Source organism: Aquaspirillum sp., from assembly GCF_055136605.1.
Genome location: NZ_JBSQVP010000026.1, coordinates 1 through 16,732, shown reverse-complemented (window position 1 = coordinate 16,732; position 16,732 = coordinate 1). Strand labels below are relative to the sequence as shown.

The window sequence follows — 16,732 nt, the reverse complement described above, 5'->3', positions numbered from 1 at the left end:
TAAAAGATCAATGCACTTCGACTTGTTGCGCTTCGGGATCCACGCTACTGATAAAGAAAGGAACGCCATTGACTTCATTGGCTTGGATACCCGGGATTAAGCGAACATCGCTTACTTGACATTCCTTCATCAGTGCCGAGAAATTCTCAACAATATGGGGCACAGAATCCAAAGCCGCCAAGGGCCAAGCATAGGCAGCCATGTGTTTTGCTTCACCCGGGGTGCTGATGGTGAAACGCAATTCGCCACCTTCGTGTGCACTGGCAATCGCCACAATCGGCAAATTATGCTCACGCAATTTTCGGATAATGCCACTGGCAAACACCTGCATATTCACTTCTAAGCGGAAAGCGGCTCCCTGACGTAGCGCCTCAGGTAATACTTGAGGTTGAATCGGGATCGGGAATAACGTCACTTGTGGATGGTGCAATTGGGTTTTAAGTTGCTGCATCACTTCCATTGCCCATGCACCATGATTTTGTGGCCGCAATACCGGCGGTGCACCGACAGGCTGCATCGCAATCCCCAACACATAGCGAACAAACACCGCCTCATCTTTTGCAGGGACTGGCGCCGGCAAACGCTCGAAGGGCAACCCAAGCTCAACATCATCAATCGTCTCAGCGTAACGATATAAGTCAGGCATGCTAATCGCTGCTAACGATTCTGGGTGGAGCAATTCGGGGAATAGATGACACACAGCGCCTTCGGCAATCAAACCATGCCGCTGCAGGGTTGCCAACATACTGGTCGTGTCGGTCAACGTACCTGACAGCGTCGTTGTCTCTTTACTGCCTACTACCAAAATCACCGGCAGCGCAAATACCACCGCCGTTTGGCGACCATCGGGGAGTTGAGTCAATACATCACACAGGGCGTGCCACAGGGTTTTATAAGCTTCCTGTGAGGGCGCAAATTGCAAGGCCAACGCCAGCGATTGTTGGTCCCGCATCATTAACGTTTCCGCCACTGCCATCTGTAAGCGTTGCTGTGCAGTGGTTTGTTCAGCCTCGGTAGCGGTTAAAACAGCCGCAACTAAATCGAGTAAACCATTTTTAGGGGGAGTTAATACACTGGGACGGGGATCGGGCAACATCATAGCGACAGGTTCTCACAAGCAAGATAAACAAAGCGGTGATTGTCGCACAAAGCTTTATACACCGCAGGAACAGGTGAATTTTCGTTACATTTCGTTTCCGAACTGAAATATGGTCTATTTTTCGACATCTATTTATATTTTTGATTCATTCCGAACAATCGAGGTTGACATTGCAGTGCAGCATAGCCATAATACGCATCATTGAGACGCAGCGATTGCTTCTTGATAGTTTCTCCTCTATTTCTCCTTTGTAGATTCAGCCCAAGTCTTCACCGACTTGGGCTTTTTTTTATCTTTTATTCAGCATAAAAATCAGATGGTTAGCAAAAACCATCCAGTTTCAAGCAAATTTTTTTCTCGATTCAATGGAAACGGCACCGCAAGCATGGCTTTACGTTGACGTAAAGCTGTGGCAATCGCTCAATGTTCGATATCGAACATTGAGCCCTCGTTAAGCCTGTTCTGGATTCTCTTGTTGCAAACGCCACAGTGCTGCATAGGCACCATCGCGAGCTAAAAGTTCACGGTGGGTTCCTGTTTCAATGATCTTGCCACCATCCATCACCGCAATTTGGTCGGCATCAACGACGGTCGAGAGACGATGAGCAATGATTAAAGTGGTGCGATTTGCAGAGATGGCCGCCAGCTCGTTTTGAATCGCTTTTTCAGTGCGGGTGTCTAATGCGCTGGTTGCCTCATCGAAAATGAGGATAGGCGGGTTTTTTAACAAGGTACGCGCAATCGCCACTCGTTGTTTTTCGCCACCCGACAATTTCAAACCGCGCTCACCCACCGTCGTGTCATAGCCATCGGGCAAACTCATCACAAAATCGTGAATATGCGCCGCCTGTGCAGCAGCGATCACCTCCTCACGACTGGCTTCAGGACGTCCATAGGCAATGTTGTAGTAAATGCTATCGTTAAATAACACCGTGTCCTGCGGTACGATCCCAATATGGGCACGCAAGCTCGCTTGTGTCAGTTGGCGAATATCGTGGCCATTGATACGGATGCTGCCATGATTGACGTCATAAAAACGGAACAGCAACCGCGACAGGGTAGATTTCCCAGCACCCGACCGCCCCACCACCGCTAACGTCTTACCGGCTGGAATATCTAAATCAATGCCCTGCAAAATTTCTCGTTTGCCGTCGTAAGAAAAAGCCACATGCTCAAAACGAATACTGGCCTGTTGCGTCTGTAATGTCACCGCATCGGGTTTGTCATCTACTTCACGTTCGACATTTAATAAGGTGAACATACGTTCCATATCAGCAAGGGAATGCTTGATTTCTCGATAGACAAAACCAAGAAAGTTCAACGGCGCATACAGTTGGATGAGATAGGCATTCACCAACACCAAGTCACCCACGCTCATACTGCCGTCCACCACCCCAGAAGCCGCCAACCACATTAAGCCGGTTACCCCAGCCGCAATAATCGCGCCTTGCCCCGCGTTGAGCAGGTTAAGGGACACTTGATTTTTAATGGCGGAGTGTTCCCATGCTGACAAACTGTTGTCGTAGCGTTGAATTTCCCAGCGTTCATTACCAAAATATTTGACGGTTTCAAAATTCAATAAGGCATCAATCGCCCGACTATTGGCCTTAGAATCCAAGTCGTTCATACTGCGCCGAAAGACCATCCGCCATTCGGTGACCCACAGGGTAAAGCCAATATAGCTGGCGATGGTGGCAAACGTGACAGCCGCAAATGACCAGTGATACTTACTGAACAAAATCGCCGCGACTAAGGTAATTTCTAGCAGCGTCGGCAAAATGTTGAATACTGTGAAATTGAGCAAAAAACCAATACCCTTGGTTCCTCGCTCAATGTCACGGCTCATGCCACCGGTTTGACGATTGAGATGAAAACGTAAAGAAAGTTGATACAGGTGTGTAAAGACTTCTAACGCAACCCGATGGATAGCCCCCTGCACCACTTTGGCGAATACCGCATCGCGCAGCTCACCAAATAAGCTGGTTGCCAACCGTGCCAAACCATACGCCGCCACCAAGCCCAACGGCACCGCCAACACCACATCTCGGGTACTTAGCGTGTCGACCACATCTTTTAATAACAGTGGCACACTGACGTTAGCCAGTTTTGCCCCAACCAATAAAGCAATCGCAATGGCCAATCGGCCTTTAAATGCCAATAGATAAGGCACTAAAGTCTTTAGCGTCTGCCAGTCGTGCCGCCCCGTGGGTGCGGGGCCGGAATGAGAAAAGCGCATGACCCATAGCCTCTCAAAAAAGATTACACATTGAGGGCTAACGGTAAATCACAAGGGAGCAGCCATGATTAAGCCCAAAGCCAAGCCCCACATAATGCAGCCAGTGATCGCATCCAAAATCCGCCATGCCAAGGGGCGTTGAAAATAGCGAGTTAGATAGCCTGCGCCAAACCCCAACACAATAAACCACAGCAAAGAGGCCGTCATGGCGCCGAGGGAAAACGATAGCTGGGCATATTCTGGTAATTTACCGCCAATCGCTCCCAACACCACCAGCGTATCTAAATACACATGCGGATTTAACAGCGATAGCGTTAATACAGTCAGGGCAGCTTGCCAACGGTTAAGCGGTGCCGCTTGATAGGTGGCCAAACTGCCGCCGCCCTGCCAACACGCCCGCCATGCCCGCCAACCATAGGCCAATAGAAACAATGCCCCACCCCAATGCGCCAGCTGTAATAACAGGGGGTTTTCACTGATTAACAACCCCATCCCTGCTACGCCTAACCCAATCAGGATGATGTCCACCAAAATACAGAGGGCCACAGTGATTCCCACATGCTGCCGTTGCAGGCCAACCCGCAAAACATGGGTACCTTGAGCCCCAATGCTGATAATTAAACCAGCGCCTAATGCCATGCCCTGAAAATAAGTAGGTAATAACAACATCATGCGTTCCTTTGCTATTCACGAAGAAGATGACTTAGTGTCTAGCAAAGGCGCAAAAAGCTAAATAAAGTTTAATATTTGATGGGATAGCTTAATTTTTCTTCATCTACACCCGCTTTTCAGCGCGCCAGCTGTGCGCGCAATTCTGCTTCAACCCGTTTGACCGACACTGGATAAGGCGTTTTCAGTTCTTGGGCAAACAACGACACGCGCAATTCTTCTAATTGCCAACGCACGGCCAACAACCCTAGGCTGGCCATCCCTTGTTGTTGTGCCACCGCGCTTTCCCACTCACGCCACAGCCGTTGAATGTCAGCCGCATGTTTTTGATCGCGGGCGGGATTGTTGCGGTATTTGTCCATCCGCAACCCCATTGCCCGTAGATAACGCGGCAGTTGTGCCAGCTGTGACCACGGTGTCGCTGATAAAAAGCCCTGATAGATTAGCGTCTGTAATTGCTCACGCAGTGCCGATGCCAAAGGATGTTTCTCCAGCGACTGCGCCACCTTTTGATATTCGCCAGCAATATCGACACACAGTGTCGCCACCGCCTGTTTAACCGCCGGCAGGCGCGCCCGAGCGCGAGTTTTTTGTTCTTCAAAGGCGCGTTCGTCACGCGGCAATACATCTTCACCCACCAGCGCCCGATCACAGATAGCAGTGATCGCATCGGCCAATAATGCCTCGCGATTGATCACCCCACGCAATAACAACGCCGTTTGAGTCAGCTCAGGCCAGCCTTTTTGCAGCTGTTTCATCTGTTCTTTTAGCTGTAATTGCAATAAACGAATCACCCCTTGCCGATGAGAGGCGTCAGCAGCCAGCTCCGTATCGAACAAACGAATGGCAACGCGCTCACCTTCAACCGCTAACGCCGGATAGCCGGTGAGTTGTTGACGTCCTCGGGCAAACTGAATCACCGCCGGTAAAGCACCAAAATCCCACGCGATGACTTCATCGCGTTCCCATTCCAAAGAACTTTCACGGAAGGTCAGCTGTGCCACCTCGCCAAATTGCTGTTGCAGCTGTGATAAGTCACGCCCCATGCCCAACTCTTGCCGACCATCATCCAAAATACGAAAGTTCATCCAACAATGCAGCGGCAGTTGCCCCAGCACAAAATCGGCTTCACTGAAACTGTGTCCGGTGTCTTGCTGTAAAAAACGCACCAGTTGGGACAATAGGCTGTGCTGTTTATCCAAAGGCGAGGATAAAAAGCGTGTGACACAATCCGGCACCGGCACACATAGGCGGCGCAAGCCCTTGGGCAAACTTTTAATCAACAACGTGACTTTTTCGCGCAACATCCCCGGCACCAGCCATTCGAAAGGTTCGAGTGGCAATCGATTCAAAATTGGCAGCGGAATATCAACGGTTACCCCATCGAGAACATGATTAGGTTCAAAACGATAGCGCAATTTCAAACGACCATCTGCGGTGTCGAAATGGGTGGGGAATTGTTCCTCTGTGACATGCTCGGCGGCATGTTGCATTAAGTATTCGCGACTGAGATATAACCGGCGCGGTTCGGTTTTTTGTATGTCGTCTAACCAATGTTCAAAGCTAGCAGTATCAAAGACATTAGCTGGAATGCGCTCGTTGTAGAAATCAAACAATGTCTGCTCATCCACCAACACATCTTGTCGCCGCGCCTTATGTTCCAACTGTTGCACTTCACGAATCAGCGTTTGATTGTGGCGGAAAAACGCCGCTCGGGTCTGAAATTCGCCCACCGCCAACGCTTCACGAATAAAGATCTCACGTGCCTCTTCTGGATTGATACGGCCATAACTGACCCGTCGCCGCGCCACAATTGGTAAGCCATACAATGTCACTTTTTCTGTGGCAACCACCTCGCCACGGGCTTTTTCCCAATGGGGTTCAAAATAGTGACGCTTCACCAAATGTTCGGCCAAACCTTCAACCCACTCAGGTTCAATCGCAGCAATACAACGACCATATAAGCGTGTGGTTTCGGTCAATTCGGCAGCCAATATCCATTTAGCCTTGGTTCGCCGCAGCCCAGAACCAGGGAAAATATGAAACTGAATCCCCCGTGCGCCTAAATAACTATCGCCTTCCAAGGTTTTCATCCCAATATTGCCAAGCAAACCGGTCAATAAAGCACAATGAATTTGTTCAAAAGTGGCCGGAGTGGTGTTGTCACGCAGACCGAGTTCATCTGCAATATTTTTCAGTTGGCCATGTAATTCACGCCACTCACGCAGCCGCAAATAGGACAAAAAGTGTTGATGACATAAATTAATCAACTGACGGTTAGAAGTCTTGTTGGTCAGAGCTTCATGGAAAAATTGCCATAAATTTAAAAAGGCAAGGAAATCAGACTTTTCATCTTTAAAACGGGCTTGGGCGCGCTCTGCTGCTTCTCGCGCTTCAAAGGGGCGTTCGCGCGGATCTTGAATCGACAGTGCCGCTGCCAAAATTAAAATTTCATGCACACAATGAAATTGTCGCCCAGCCAACAACATCCGACCGATTCTCGGATCAACCGGAATCCGCGCCAATTCATTACCAAGCGGCGTTAACTGCTGTGTATCATCCAACGCCCCGAGTTCATGCAATAGCTGCACCCCATCGGCAATCAAGCGCCGGCTTGGTGCTTCAATAAAGGGGAATTCGTCAATCGCGCCTAACCGCAGGCTGGCCATTCGTAAAATCACCGCTGCCAAGTTGCTGCGGATGATCTCAGGATCGGTAAAAGCGGGACGAGCGTTAAAATCTTCCTCGCTGTATAAACGAATACACACCCCTGCCTGCACGCGACCACAACGGCCTGCGCGTTGTCGAGCAGCGGCTTGACTGATTTTTTCAACGTGTAATTGCTCGACTTTCGCACGCGGTGAATAGCGTTTTACCCGTGCCAAACCGGTATCAATCACATATTTAATGCCAGGCACCGTCAGCGAGGTTTCCGCTACATTCGTGGCCAATACCACTCGACGACGCTCACCCCCTGTTTGAAAAATTCGGTTTTGTTCTTCATTCGATAGCCGCGCAAATAGCGGCAGAATGTCATACCCCGCACCGCGATTCATTTGCCGTAGGGCATCGGCAGTATCACGAATTTCCCGTTCCCCTGGTAAAAACACCAACACATCACCGGCACCGTGGGTCTGTAATTCTTGCACTGCCTCGACAATCGCCTCCTCCATCTCCAATTCCGCTTCGTCTTCGTCGCGTTCTTGCAAGGGCCGATAGCGAATTTCCACCGGATAGGTTCTCCCCGACACTTCCAACACCGGTGCGCCATTGAAATGTTGACTAAACCGCTCAGCATCAATGGTGGCCGAGGTCACAATCACTTTTAAGTCGGGACGACGAGGTAAAATCTGTTTTAAATAGCCCAATAAAAAATCAATGTTCAACGAACGTTCATGCGCTTCGTCAATGATAAGGGTGTCGTATTGATTGAGATAACGGTCGTTCTGCGTTTCAGCCAATAAAATGCCATCGGTCATCAGCTTGATATAACTGCGATCCGAGCTGTGATCGGTAAAACGCACTTTAAAACCGACTTGTTCGCCGAGTTTGGTTTGCAGTTCTTGTGCAATACGCTGCGCGACTGAGCGCGCAGCCAAGCGACGCGGCTGGGTATGACCAATCAAGCCACGCACACCACGGCCTAATTCCAAACACAACTTAGGTAACTGTGTGGTTTTGCCCGAGCCAGTTTCACCACAAACAATCACCACTTGATGTTGGCTAATCGCCTGTTTGAGATCCTCTAAACGCTGATTAACAGGGAGAGCAGGGTCAAATTGCGGTTGAGGGAGGGCAGTTAAACGAGATTGATAACGCTGATGTGAGCGTTGTATATCACGTTCTAATTCAGCAAACATCCGATCCGCAGGTTTACCGGCTTTCAGACGCTGTTGTAATTGACGTAAACGGGCTTTAAGAACAGGAAAATCTCGGGTCATCACCTCGGATAGGAGCTGATGTAATGTATGCGTAGGCAAAGCAGCCATGAAAGAACCATATCAAACCACAAAGGCCGATTCTAACAAAAAGCCCCGTTGCTGGGGTTATTGAGCGGCTCGCTTCTGTTGGCGAAAATCCCACGGCGGGGTGGGATTGGCTTGTTGCCATAATCCTGTGCCTTGCTGCTCGGCAAGCTTTTGTGCCTGTTGATAGCGGGCATAGTCACTGCTCGCTTGTTTTTTGGCATATTGCGTGTAATGCCATGCTAAACCTTGCCGCACCATGTCATAGTTCACATCGGCTCCGGCCAAGCGTACCCGACCCACAGTGCGGCCATAGCGGTCTTTCTCGATCACATCAACCGTCACCGTTTGCCCGAGCACCTGTCCAGATAAATGCTGTTTAGCCTCGTCGCCATGCGGTTGTGCTTTTTCTGGCGCATCAATAAAAGCCATTCTAATTCGGTGTTGCGACATGGTGATATCCTGCACCGTCACCGTGTCGCCATCGGCCACCGCAACCACTTTGCCTTGAATCGTATCTTGGCTAGCCGAGGTACCAAACCACCATCCCAGTACAGCGGTGAGCAACACCACCGCCGCTGCCAATTTTTGTTGAGGCGATGCCTGACCAAACAAAGTCAACACCGCTTGAATATGTTTGGCCTGCAATCTCATTGATTGGATACCTCCGGCGGTTGCGGTTTTTGCCACATCACTTCTTGTCCACCTTCATGGCGGTTCAATAACCGCGCCAGCACAAACAAGGCATCGGATAAACGATTCAGATATTGCTGTAGCCGTGGTGAAACACCCGCTTCTTCTGCGGCCAAGGCCACGACACTGCGCTCGGCACGCCGCGCCACCGCACGCGCGACATGGCTTAATGCCGCACTGCGACAACCACCCGGTAAGATAAATTCCTTCAACGGTGGCAGTTCGGCATTCATTTCAGCCAACCAGTTATCTACACGCAACAAGGCAGCCTCTTCCAACCAGTGAAAGCCCGGTACGGCCAATTCACCCCCGACTTGGAACAACTCATTTTGGATGGTGGTCAACTGCACACGAACGGTATCAGGCAGCGTTTCACATAACAGCAACCCCAGTTGGCTGTTTAATTCATCCACATCACCCAATGCCACCACACGTAAAGCATGTTTGGGGACACGACTGCCATCACCAAGGCCGGTGCTGCCATCATCGCCGGTACGGGTCGCAATTTTACTTAAACGGTATCCCATGTTCTTTCAGTCTGTTACTCGGCCCTTAACCACGGCCTGTCATATCGTGATACACAATCTCGGCCCCTAATTGCTTATAGTGCCGAGCCACTTGCCGTGCTTGTGCTAATTCCGCCTCATCTGCACTGGCAATTTGCAAAATGCGTTCAAATTGCTGAGCTTCAGGCAATGGCGACAAGCGTAAGTTCAACAACACGCGCCCCGTCACCACCGGCGGTAACTCGGTTGCCAACCAAATCGGCGTTTGATTGGCATACGCTGCCGTCGGTGCACAATGCGGAATAAAAGCTTGTGGCTGAAAGGTCCACAATAACTGGTCAAGTGCCTGACACTGTGCAGGATCAGGCACCAATACCATCAGCTGACTGCCACGTTGCCATGCAGTCTGAATTAAACGACAGCAAAACGGCAACGGGCGGGTGACGTGGTGGTAAAAATCAATCCGCATCGTCTGCAGCGCTTTCCTCATGATCGCGACGTGGGCGGCCACGGCGTAAAGTATGACCACTCAAGGCATCTGCTTTATCCTGTAAGAATTGCACCAAGAGGGGGACGGGACGGCCTGTTGCCCCTTTATCTTTGCCACTTTTCCAACCGGTACCCGCAATATCCAAATGTGCCCAATCATAGGCCTTGGCAAAACGCGACAAGAAACATGCCGCTGTGATTGAACCCGCTGGCCGACCACCGATGTTGACCATATCAGCAAGTGGGCTCTTGAGTTGTTCTTGGTATTCTTCAAATAAGGGCATCTGCCATGCGCGATCCCCAGCTTCTTCACCTGCGGTGACTAACTCACGCGCCAATTGATCTTGGTTGCTAAAAACGGCTGTTGTTTGATGACCTAAAGCAATAATGCAGGCACCAGTTAACGTCGCCACATCAATCACGGCTTGAGGGCTGAAGCGTTCCACATATGTCAACGCATCACACAGAATCAGGCGGCCCTCGGCATCGGTGTTGAGAATTTCAATGGTTTGCCCCGACATCGATTCAATAATGTCACCGGGCTTACTGGCACCACCGGAGGGCATGTTTTCGCACGTCGCCACCACCGCGATTAAGTTTAACGGCAGCTGCATTTCAACCGCAGCACGGAAAGTCCCCAATACGGTTGCCGCACCCAGCATGTCATATTTCATTTCATCCATGCCTTCACCCGGTTTGAGCGAGATGCCACCCGAGTCAAAGGTAATCCCCTTGCCCACCAACACCACCGGTTGCACTGTGGCTGACGCGCCTTGATATTTCAACACAATCAGACGAGGGGGCTCGATACTGCCTTTGGCGACAGAGAGAAAGGTACGCATCCCTAACGCATGGATGGCGGCTTCATCCAAAATCTCAGCCGCAACGCCATATTCCGTCGCTAATTCTTCTGCGGTTTGTGCCACATAACGCGGCGTGCATACATTGCTTGGTAAATTGCCCAAATCGCGGCACAGTTTCATCCCACCGGCAACAGCCAAACCACGTGCTAAACCAGTTTCACCTTCGGCCAAATCACTGCGGCGAGAAACCGACAATGTCAACTTACGCAATTCGCGTGGGTGTTCTTCCACTTTGGTTTTAAAGCGGTCGAATTTGTATAACACATCCAGCGTTGCTACCACTGCCTCTTGCACCATCCATGTTACATCATGCTTTTTCACTGGAATTTCTGTGATGTAACTGACAGCCTCAACAGCGGCAGTCGCCCCTAAAGCACGCACCGAGGCTTTAATCGCTTCACGATATTCTTTTTCGCGAAAATCACGTTCCTTACCCAAACCAACCAACATCACACGGTCACATAAGGTATGAGGCACCGCATGTAGCACCAAAGTGGTGCCTAACTTGCCATCCATATCACCACGTTTGAGCACATCACTTAAAAAGCCATTGGAAATACGGTCTATTAAGTCAGCGGCAAAAGAGAGTTTGCGCGATTCAAATACCCCGACAATCACACACGCCACACGCTGTTTTTCCGGGCTACCGCTTTTTATGCTAAAGTCCATGTTCGTGATTCCTTATGTTTATTGACATTGAATGACATCCAAAAAATATGCCATAGCGTAACACCACTCGCTCCAGTTATACCCCATTTTCTAGAGTATTTGCGACGCTTGGTCTGATTTCTTCGATTTTAGACCGATTCCGGCATTTTTCCGCTTCCTGCAACATTATCACTAGCATTTCAGCGGGATGTCAAAAAGGCACATTTTATGATTTTTCAACGTAGTCTCGTCCGCGAACTGACCTCGGTCACCTTCGCGGTTTTTTTCGTGCTATTGGCCATTATGTTGACTACGCAAGTTGTGCGTTTGTTCGACAAAGCCGCCGCTGGCGATTTAGCGACCGATGCCATCTTCGCCATGATTGCATTTACCGCGTTAGCGTCATTTGGCACCTTATTGTCGATCACAGTGTTTGTGGCCGTTCTCGTGGTATTAACGCGAATCTATCGCGACCACGAAATGGTGGTATGGCTGGCAGCAGGGGTATCGCCCACCCAATGGATACGTCCGGTGTTAATGTTTGCCGTCCCCATTACTGTCATCATTGCCAGTGTTACCCTTTGGATTGCGCCGTGGGCACATAAAAAAGGCAATGAGTATGCCGACTTACTCAAACAACGCGAAGAAGTCAGCGCCCTTGCCCCCGGCATCTTTAAAGAATCAAAAAGTGCCGACCGCGTTTACTTTGTTGAAAATTTCTCCAGCGAAAACGGTTCAGCACAAAACATCTTCGTTGAATCTTGGGAAAACGGCGTGCTCTCTACAATTTTGGCACGACGCGGTTACCTACATACGACAGAACAAGGTGAGCGTTATCTGATCTTAGAAGATGGCCGGCGTTATGATGGACAACCGGGACAGGCCAATTATCGTTTGGTTGAATTTGAACGTTATCAAGTCAAAATCGACCAAAGCCTAAGACAGCCCAATGCCACCGCTGCCAAACAGCGCACCACCCCAGAGTTATGGCAACGTAATCAATCAGATGACCGAGCAGAGTTAGCATGGCGAATTTCTATGCCGATTGCTACGTTGATTCTCGCCCTGCTAGCCATTCCTCTTGCTTATTACAATCCACGCAGTGGACATACCTTTAATTTGTTAATCGCGTTGTTAATTTATCAACTCTATTACCAAAGCATGAACGTAGCACAAAAATGGATTGGTAACGGCAAACTGGAAAGTGTTTTTGCTATTTTGCCGCTGCATATTGTTATGTTGGCATTGTTCGTGCTTTTACTCACCTTGCGCCGTAAGCCACTACGCTTGTTACGTCGCCAACTGCAAAGCCGGTCTTTATCATGAGTTTGATCGCACGTTATCTTATCGGCAATATTGTCCGAACGACCTTATTTACGTTATTGGCTTTATTGTCGCTATTTGCCTTCTTTGATGTTCTAGGAGAACTGTCTGCCTTAGGTCGTCATCATTACGACTGGAAAACCATGTTAACCGTGGTTGCCCTATATATCCCCGGGCATGTTTATCAACTCTTGCCGCTTGCGGTGTTAATTGGTTCATTAGCTGCATTAACACTTTTGGCGGCCAGTTCAGAATATGCAGTGATTCGAACCTCCGGTGTATCAGCGCGCTATATCAGTTTTATTTTGCTAATGGTAGGTGGTGGCTTTGCTGTTGTGACATTTTTAATGGGCGAGTTTGTTGCACCAAAAGCAGAACAAGAAGCCGAACGCTTATATCTACAAGCCACCCGTTCTGTGGTTGCCCAAGATTTTCGGTCTGGATTGTGGGTAAAAGACGATAACCATTTTATCAACGTCGAAACTATGTTACCGGACAACACTTTGTTAAATGTTCGTATTTATCAATATGACCAAGATTACCGACTTACGGCGGTGCAAGAAGCCAATCGTGGGTTATATCAAGGTGAAGATAAATGGCTATTACAAGAGGTCAGAACCACTTATTTTGGTGCCGACTCAACTCGTATAGAACACCAAGCTGAACGTATTTGGCAATCGGTATTACGACCTGAAATCTTAGATGTCTTGCTGGTCGTACCAGAAAAGATGTCAGCGATGAATTTGTTCTCTTACATTGAACATCTGAAAAATAATAAACAGAAAACCAGCCGCTATGAAATAGCATTATGGGGAAAACTATTTTATCCCTTAGCCTGCTTATCGATGGCAATTATTGCAGTGGGTTTCACCCCTGCTAATCAACGCCAAGTGAGCTTAGGCTATCGCTTGTTTATTGGGATTGTGATTGGCCTCTCATTTCACTTTTTAAATCGCTTAATTGGTCATTTAGGTTTACTGTATCAATGGCAGCCTATTTTGATCACATTAATGCCGACAGTGCTGTTTTTAACCGGCGGCCTTGCACTGCTCTTCTATCGCGAAAGATATAGCGTATGACCTCAGAAATTAGTTTATGGCGAGCAGCATTAAGCCAAACACGCAAAGACCTAGCACAAGCATGGAATGAGCACCGCAACCCTAGCCTATTACTACAACAACATTGCGTTGCAGTTGATGAGGCAATCCAAAAAATATGGGCAGCACATCATTTTGATAACCAAGCAGCTTTATTAGCTGTGGGAGGATATGGCCGTGGTGAGCTTTTCCCTCATTCTGATATCGATATCTTAGTGTTGCTCCCCGATAGTGCAGCAACAACGCTACAAGAACAAATTGGTCAGTTAATTCCGCTGTTTTGGGATATTGGCCTTGATGTTGGGCACAGTGTCCGTACTGTCAGTGAATGTTTAGCTGAAGCACAAAATGACATTACAATTGAAACCACTTTACTAGAAACACGCCTACTCTGTGGCAATCAAGACTTATATCAACATCTGGTGAATGAATTAGAACGACATCGTGATCCTGTCGCTTTTTTTGAAGCCAAAGTTTTAGAACAGCAACAAAGACACGCCAAAGCCTTTGGTGTGACGAATAACTTGGAACCGAATATCAAAGAAAATGTTGGGGGACTGCGCGATTTACATACTTTAATTTGGGTTGCTAAAGCAATTGGTCTTAACAGTGAATGGCAAACCATGGTCGAGCAAGATATTCTGACTCGATCCGAAGCGCGTTTATTAAAGAATGCACAACAACGCCTGCAAACCTTACGTATCGACCTCCACCTCACGGCACATCGACGCGAAGATCGTTTAATTTTTGATCTACAACAAAAAGTAGCCTATCAATGGGGATTAACAGACAGTAAAGAATTGCGCGCCAGTGAAAAACTGATGGAGCAATACTATCGTGCTGCAAGAATTATTCATCAGTTAAACGGTATTTTATTGCCTAATCTGCGTAATCGCTTATTTTCTCAAGCAAAACAGAATGTGGTCATTCTTAATGATCGTTTCAAATCAGTGAACGGTATGCTTGCCTTACGCCGGTTAGATTATTTTGACAAACATCCCAGTGCTATTCTCGAAACATTTTTATTGCTTTCACAACATCCCGAACTGAATGGTATTGCACCGCGCACACTACGGGCACTGTGGCATGCACGCGGTTTGATTAATGATCGTTTCCGACGTGATCAAACTAACCGTGATTTATTTATTCAACTCTTTACCCAACCACAGGGTTTAACCCGTACTTTACGCCGTATGAATCTCTATGGTGTATTAGGACGTTATTTACCCGCATTTGGCAAAATTGTTGGCAGGATGCAGCATGATTTATTTCATGTTTATACTGTAGATGAACATATCTTAATGGTCGTGCGTAACCTGCGCCGTTTTGCCATTCCCGCTTTTAATCACGAGTACCCCACTTTAAGTCGGTTAATTGCTGATTTTCAGAAGCCGGAATTACTCTATTTAGCTGGGTTGTTCCATGATATCGCCAAAGGACGCGGAGGTGACCATTCTGAACTCGGTAAAAGCGATGCCAGAGAATTTTGTCTGAATCATGGATTTAACGAGGAAGAAACAGAATTAGTGGAATGGTTGGTGCAAGAACATTTGACGTTCTCGAGTATCGCACAAAAGCAAGATATTTATGATCCGGCTGTGATTGCTGATTTTGCCCATCGTGTACAAACACCACGCCGTTTGACAGCCTTATACCTGTTAACCGTGGCAGATATTCGTGGCACCAGTCCAAAAGTGTGGAATGCATGGAAAGCAAAGTTATTAGAAGATTTGTATCATTCTACTTTGCGTTATTTAGGCTCAGGTAAACAACTTGATTTAGATTCTGCATTGGAAGAACGAAAACACGAGGCAAGAATTCTTTTGCGTCTCAATATGGTGCCAGATGGTGCAGAAGAAGCATTATGGCAACAACTTGATATGGTTTATTTTTTGCGCCATGAAGCACGAGAAATTGCTTGGCATGCGCGGGTATTAAACCGCTTTGCACGCAGTGAACAGCCTTTGGTTAGAGCCAGATTGTCTGATGATCGCGAAGGCATTGATGTTTTGGTTTACACCCCAGACAAACCAGACTTATTTGCACGGATTTGTTTGTTCTTTAATAAAACCGCTTACAGCATAGCCGATGCCAAAATCTATACAACAAGACATAAATACGCTTTAGATACATTCCATGTTTTTGTACCAGAAAATGGCGGTGATATCAGCTACCGTGAGATGATCAATTTCATTGAGTTTGAATTAACTCATGCGATTGAACGTGGTGGCGATTTGCTATGCCCACCTTCACAAGGTCGCATTAACCGCCATTTGAAACATTTCCCTATCAATCCTCAAGTTAATATTCGCGCTGATGATAAAGGTGATGGGTATGTATTATCGATTGTAGCGGGAGATAAACCGGGATTATTAGCACGTGTTGCCTGTGTCTTATCAAGCTACAAGGTCAGTGTGCATTCTGCCAAAATCATGACTTTAGGAGGCCGCGCCGAAGATGCTTTTTTACTCACCGGCGCGGCGTTAAATGATGCGAAAAGTTTATTGATGATGCAGGCCGAGCTATTAGACGTGCTCAGAATCTAATTAAGTTGGCTTCGCAGTAGCATTGGACTCGAGCGTTAATTCTGCAGGTGTTTGAACTTGGACAATATTGCCATCAGTTTGAACATCTGCAGTTAAGCCAAGAATTTGTTCTGTCAAACGATTACGTGCATTTAAATGTTGATCTAAACGCCAATCGTTCATCAATTCCAAGCCCAGCTCAAAATAACGCATATCAATTTCATACAGCTGGCTAATATCAAATAGCTTTTTCATTTCTAAAGCTACCGCCAACTGCTTTAATACTTCCATTTGTTGTGGATCACGACCCGACTCAATGAGCTTACGGATTTTTTTTGCTGCATTCATAGGTTCCCTCTTTCAAGTTGCCGGTGTTAAGTTTCACCGTACCATGTGATGGATGAACGCTATGCTAACGCAAACTAATGGTAAATAGGTGACAACAAAAAAATTTCATATTTTTGCAACAAAATTTTTTATGCAAAACAAAACCCCCTGCTACAAGATAGCAGGGGGTTTAATGTTGGGGGCTTGGCGGAGACCTACTTTCACACAGGGATCTGCACTATCATCGGCGCTGAGTCGTTTCACGGTCCTGTTCGGGAAGGGAAGGGGTGGT

Annotated in this window: 12 protein-coding genes and 1 rRNA gene; 3 read left to right on the top strand and 10 right to left on the bottom strand. The window is 47.9% G+C overall.

What is annotated here, in order from left to right; genetic code table 11:
- Positions 1-7 precede the first annotated feature (7 nt).
- From ACTBZS_RS06165 to ACTBZS_RS06130, 8 genes are all read right to left on the bottom strand, one after another.
- Positions 8-1,099, bottom strand: coding sequence for a hypothetical protein (locus tag ACTBZS_RS06165; RefSeq protein ID WP_463043580.1), 1,092 nt, complete (start codon positions 1,097-1,099; stop codon positions 8-10).
- Positions 1,100-1,550: 451 nt separating this feature from the next.
- The gene (locus ACTBZS_RS06160; protein WP_460429552.1) at positions 1,551-3,335 is read right to left on the bottom strand and encodes an ABCB family ABC transporter ATP-binding protein/permease; all 1,785 of its coding nucleotides are present in this window, start codon (positions 3,333-3,335) and stop codon (positions 1,551-1,553) included.
- A gap of 48 nt (positions 3,336-3,383) precedes the next feature.
- Positions 3,384-4,007 carry a LysE/ArgO family amino acid transporter gene (locus ACTBZS_RS06155; RefSeq protein WP_460429551.1) on the bottom strand — a complete coding sequence of 208 codons (624 nt, stop codon included), beginning with the start codon at positions 4,005-4,007 and terminating at the stop codon, positions 3,384-3,386.
- A gap of 116 nt (positions 4,008-4,123) precedes the next feature.
- The gene (hrpA, locus tag ACTBZS_RS06150; protein ID WP_463043579.1) at positions 4,124-7,993 is read right to left on the bottom strand and encodes an ATP-dependent RNA helicase HrpA; all 3,870 of its coding nucleotides are present in this window, start codon (positions 7,991-7,993) and stop codon (positions 4,124-4,126) included.
- 57 nt (positions 7,994-8,050) lie between these two features.
- Positions 8,051-8,623: a thermonuclease family protein gene (locus ACTBZS_RS06145; protein WP_460429549.1), complete on the bottom strand. Its 573-nt coding sequence runs from the start codon at positions 8,621-8,623 to the stop codon at positions 8,051-8,053.
- Complete coding sequence (locus ACTBZS_RS06140; protein ID WP_463043578.1) at positions 8,620-9,189, bottom strand: cob(I)yrinic acid a,c-diamide adenosyltransferase; 570 nt, start codon at positions 9,187-9,189, stop codon at positions 8,620-8,622. Before ACTBZS_RS06140 ends, ACTBZS_RS06145 begins: the two co-directional genes overlap by 4 nt.
- Before the next feature lie 25 nt (positions 9,190-9,214).
- Positions 9,215-9,637 carry a DNA polymerase III subunit chi gene (locus ACTBZS_RS06135; RefSeq protein WP_463043577.1) on the bottom strand — a complete coding sequence of 141 codons (423 nt, stop codon included), beginning with the start codon at positions 9,635-9,637 and terminating at the stop codon, positions 9,215-9,217.
- Entirely contained in the window at positions 9,627-11,189 is a 1,563-nt protein-coding gene (locus ACTBZS_RS06130) for a leucyl aminopeptidase (RefSeq protein WP_463043576.1), read from the bottom strand. The genes ACTBZS_RS06135 and ACTBZS_RS06130 overlap by 11 nt, the downstream gene beginning before the upstream one ends.
- 207 nt (positions 11,190-11,396) lie before the next feature.
- Here ACTBZS_RS06130 and lptF point away from each other — a divergent pair, with 207 nt between their 5' ends.
- The 3 genes from lptF to ACTBZS_RS06115 are packed head-to-tail and all read left to right on the top strand — an operon-like array spanning position 11,397 to position 16,134.
- Positions 11,397-12,494, top strand: coding sequence for an LPS export ABC transporter permease LptF (gene lptF, locus ACTBZS_RS06125; protein WP_460429545.1), 1,098 nt, complete (start codon positions 11,397-11,399; stop codon positions 12,492-12,494).
- Positions 12,491-13,570 carry an LPS export ABC transporter permease LptG gene (gene lptG, locus ACTBZS_RS06120; RefSeq protein ID WP_463043575.1) on the top strand — a complete coding sequence of 360 codons (1,080 nt, stop codon included), beginning with the start codon at positions 12,491-12,493 and terminating at the stop codon, positions 13,568-13,570. Before lptF ends, lptG begins: the two co-directional genes overlap by 4 nt.
- Complete coding sequence (locus tag ACTBZS_RS06115; RefSeq protein ID WP_460429543.1) at positions 13,567-16,134, top strand: [protein-PII] uridylyltransferase; 2,568 nt, start codon at positions 13,567-13,569, stop codon at positions 16,132-16,134. The genes lptG and ACTBZS_RS06115 overlap by 4 nt, the downstream gene beginning before the upstream one ends.
- On the opposite strand, the gene ACTBZS_RS06110 is transcribed toward ACTBZS_RS06115, so the two are convergent.
- Both ACTBZS_RS06110 and rrf read right to left on the bottom strand, forming a co-directional pair.
- Positions 16,135-16,461, bottom strand: coding sequence for a hypothetical protein (locus tag ACTBZS_RS06110; RefSeq protein WP_460429542.1), 327 nt, complete (start codon positions 16,459-16,461; stop codon positions 16,135-16,137).
- 181 nt (positions 16,462-16,642) lie between these two features.
- Positions 16,643-16,732: ribosomal RNA gene (gene rrf, locus ACTBZS_RS06105) — 5S ribosomal RNA — on the bottom strand; the annotation flags it as partial.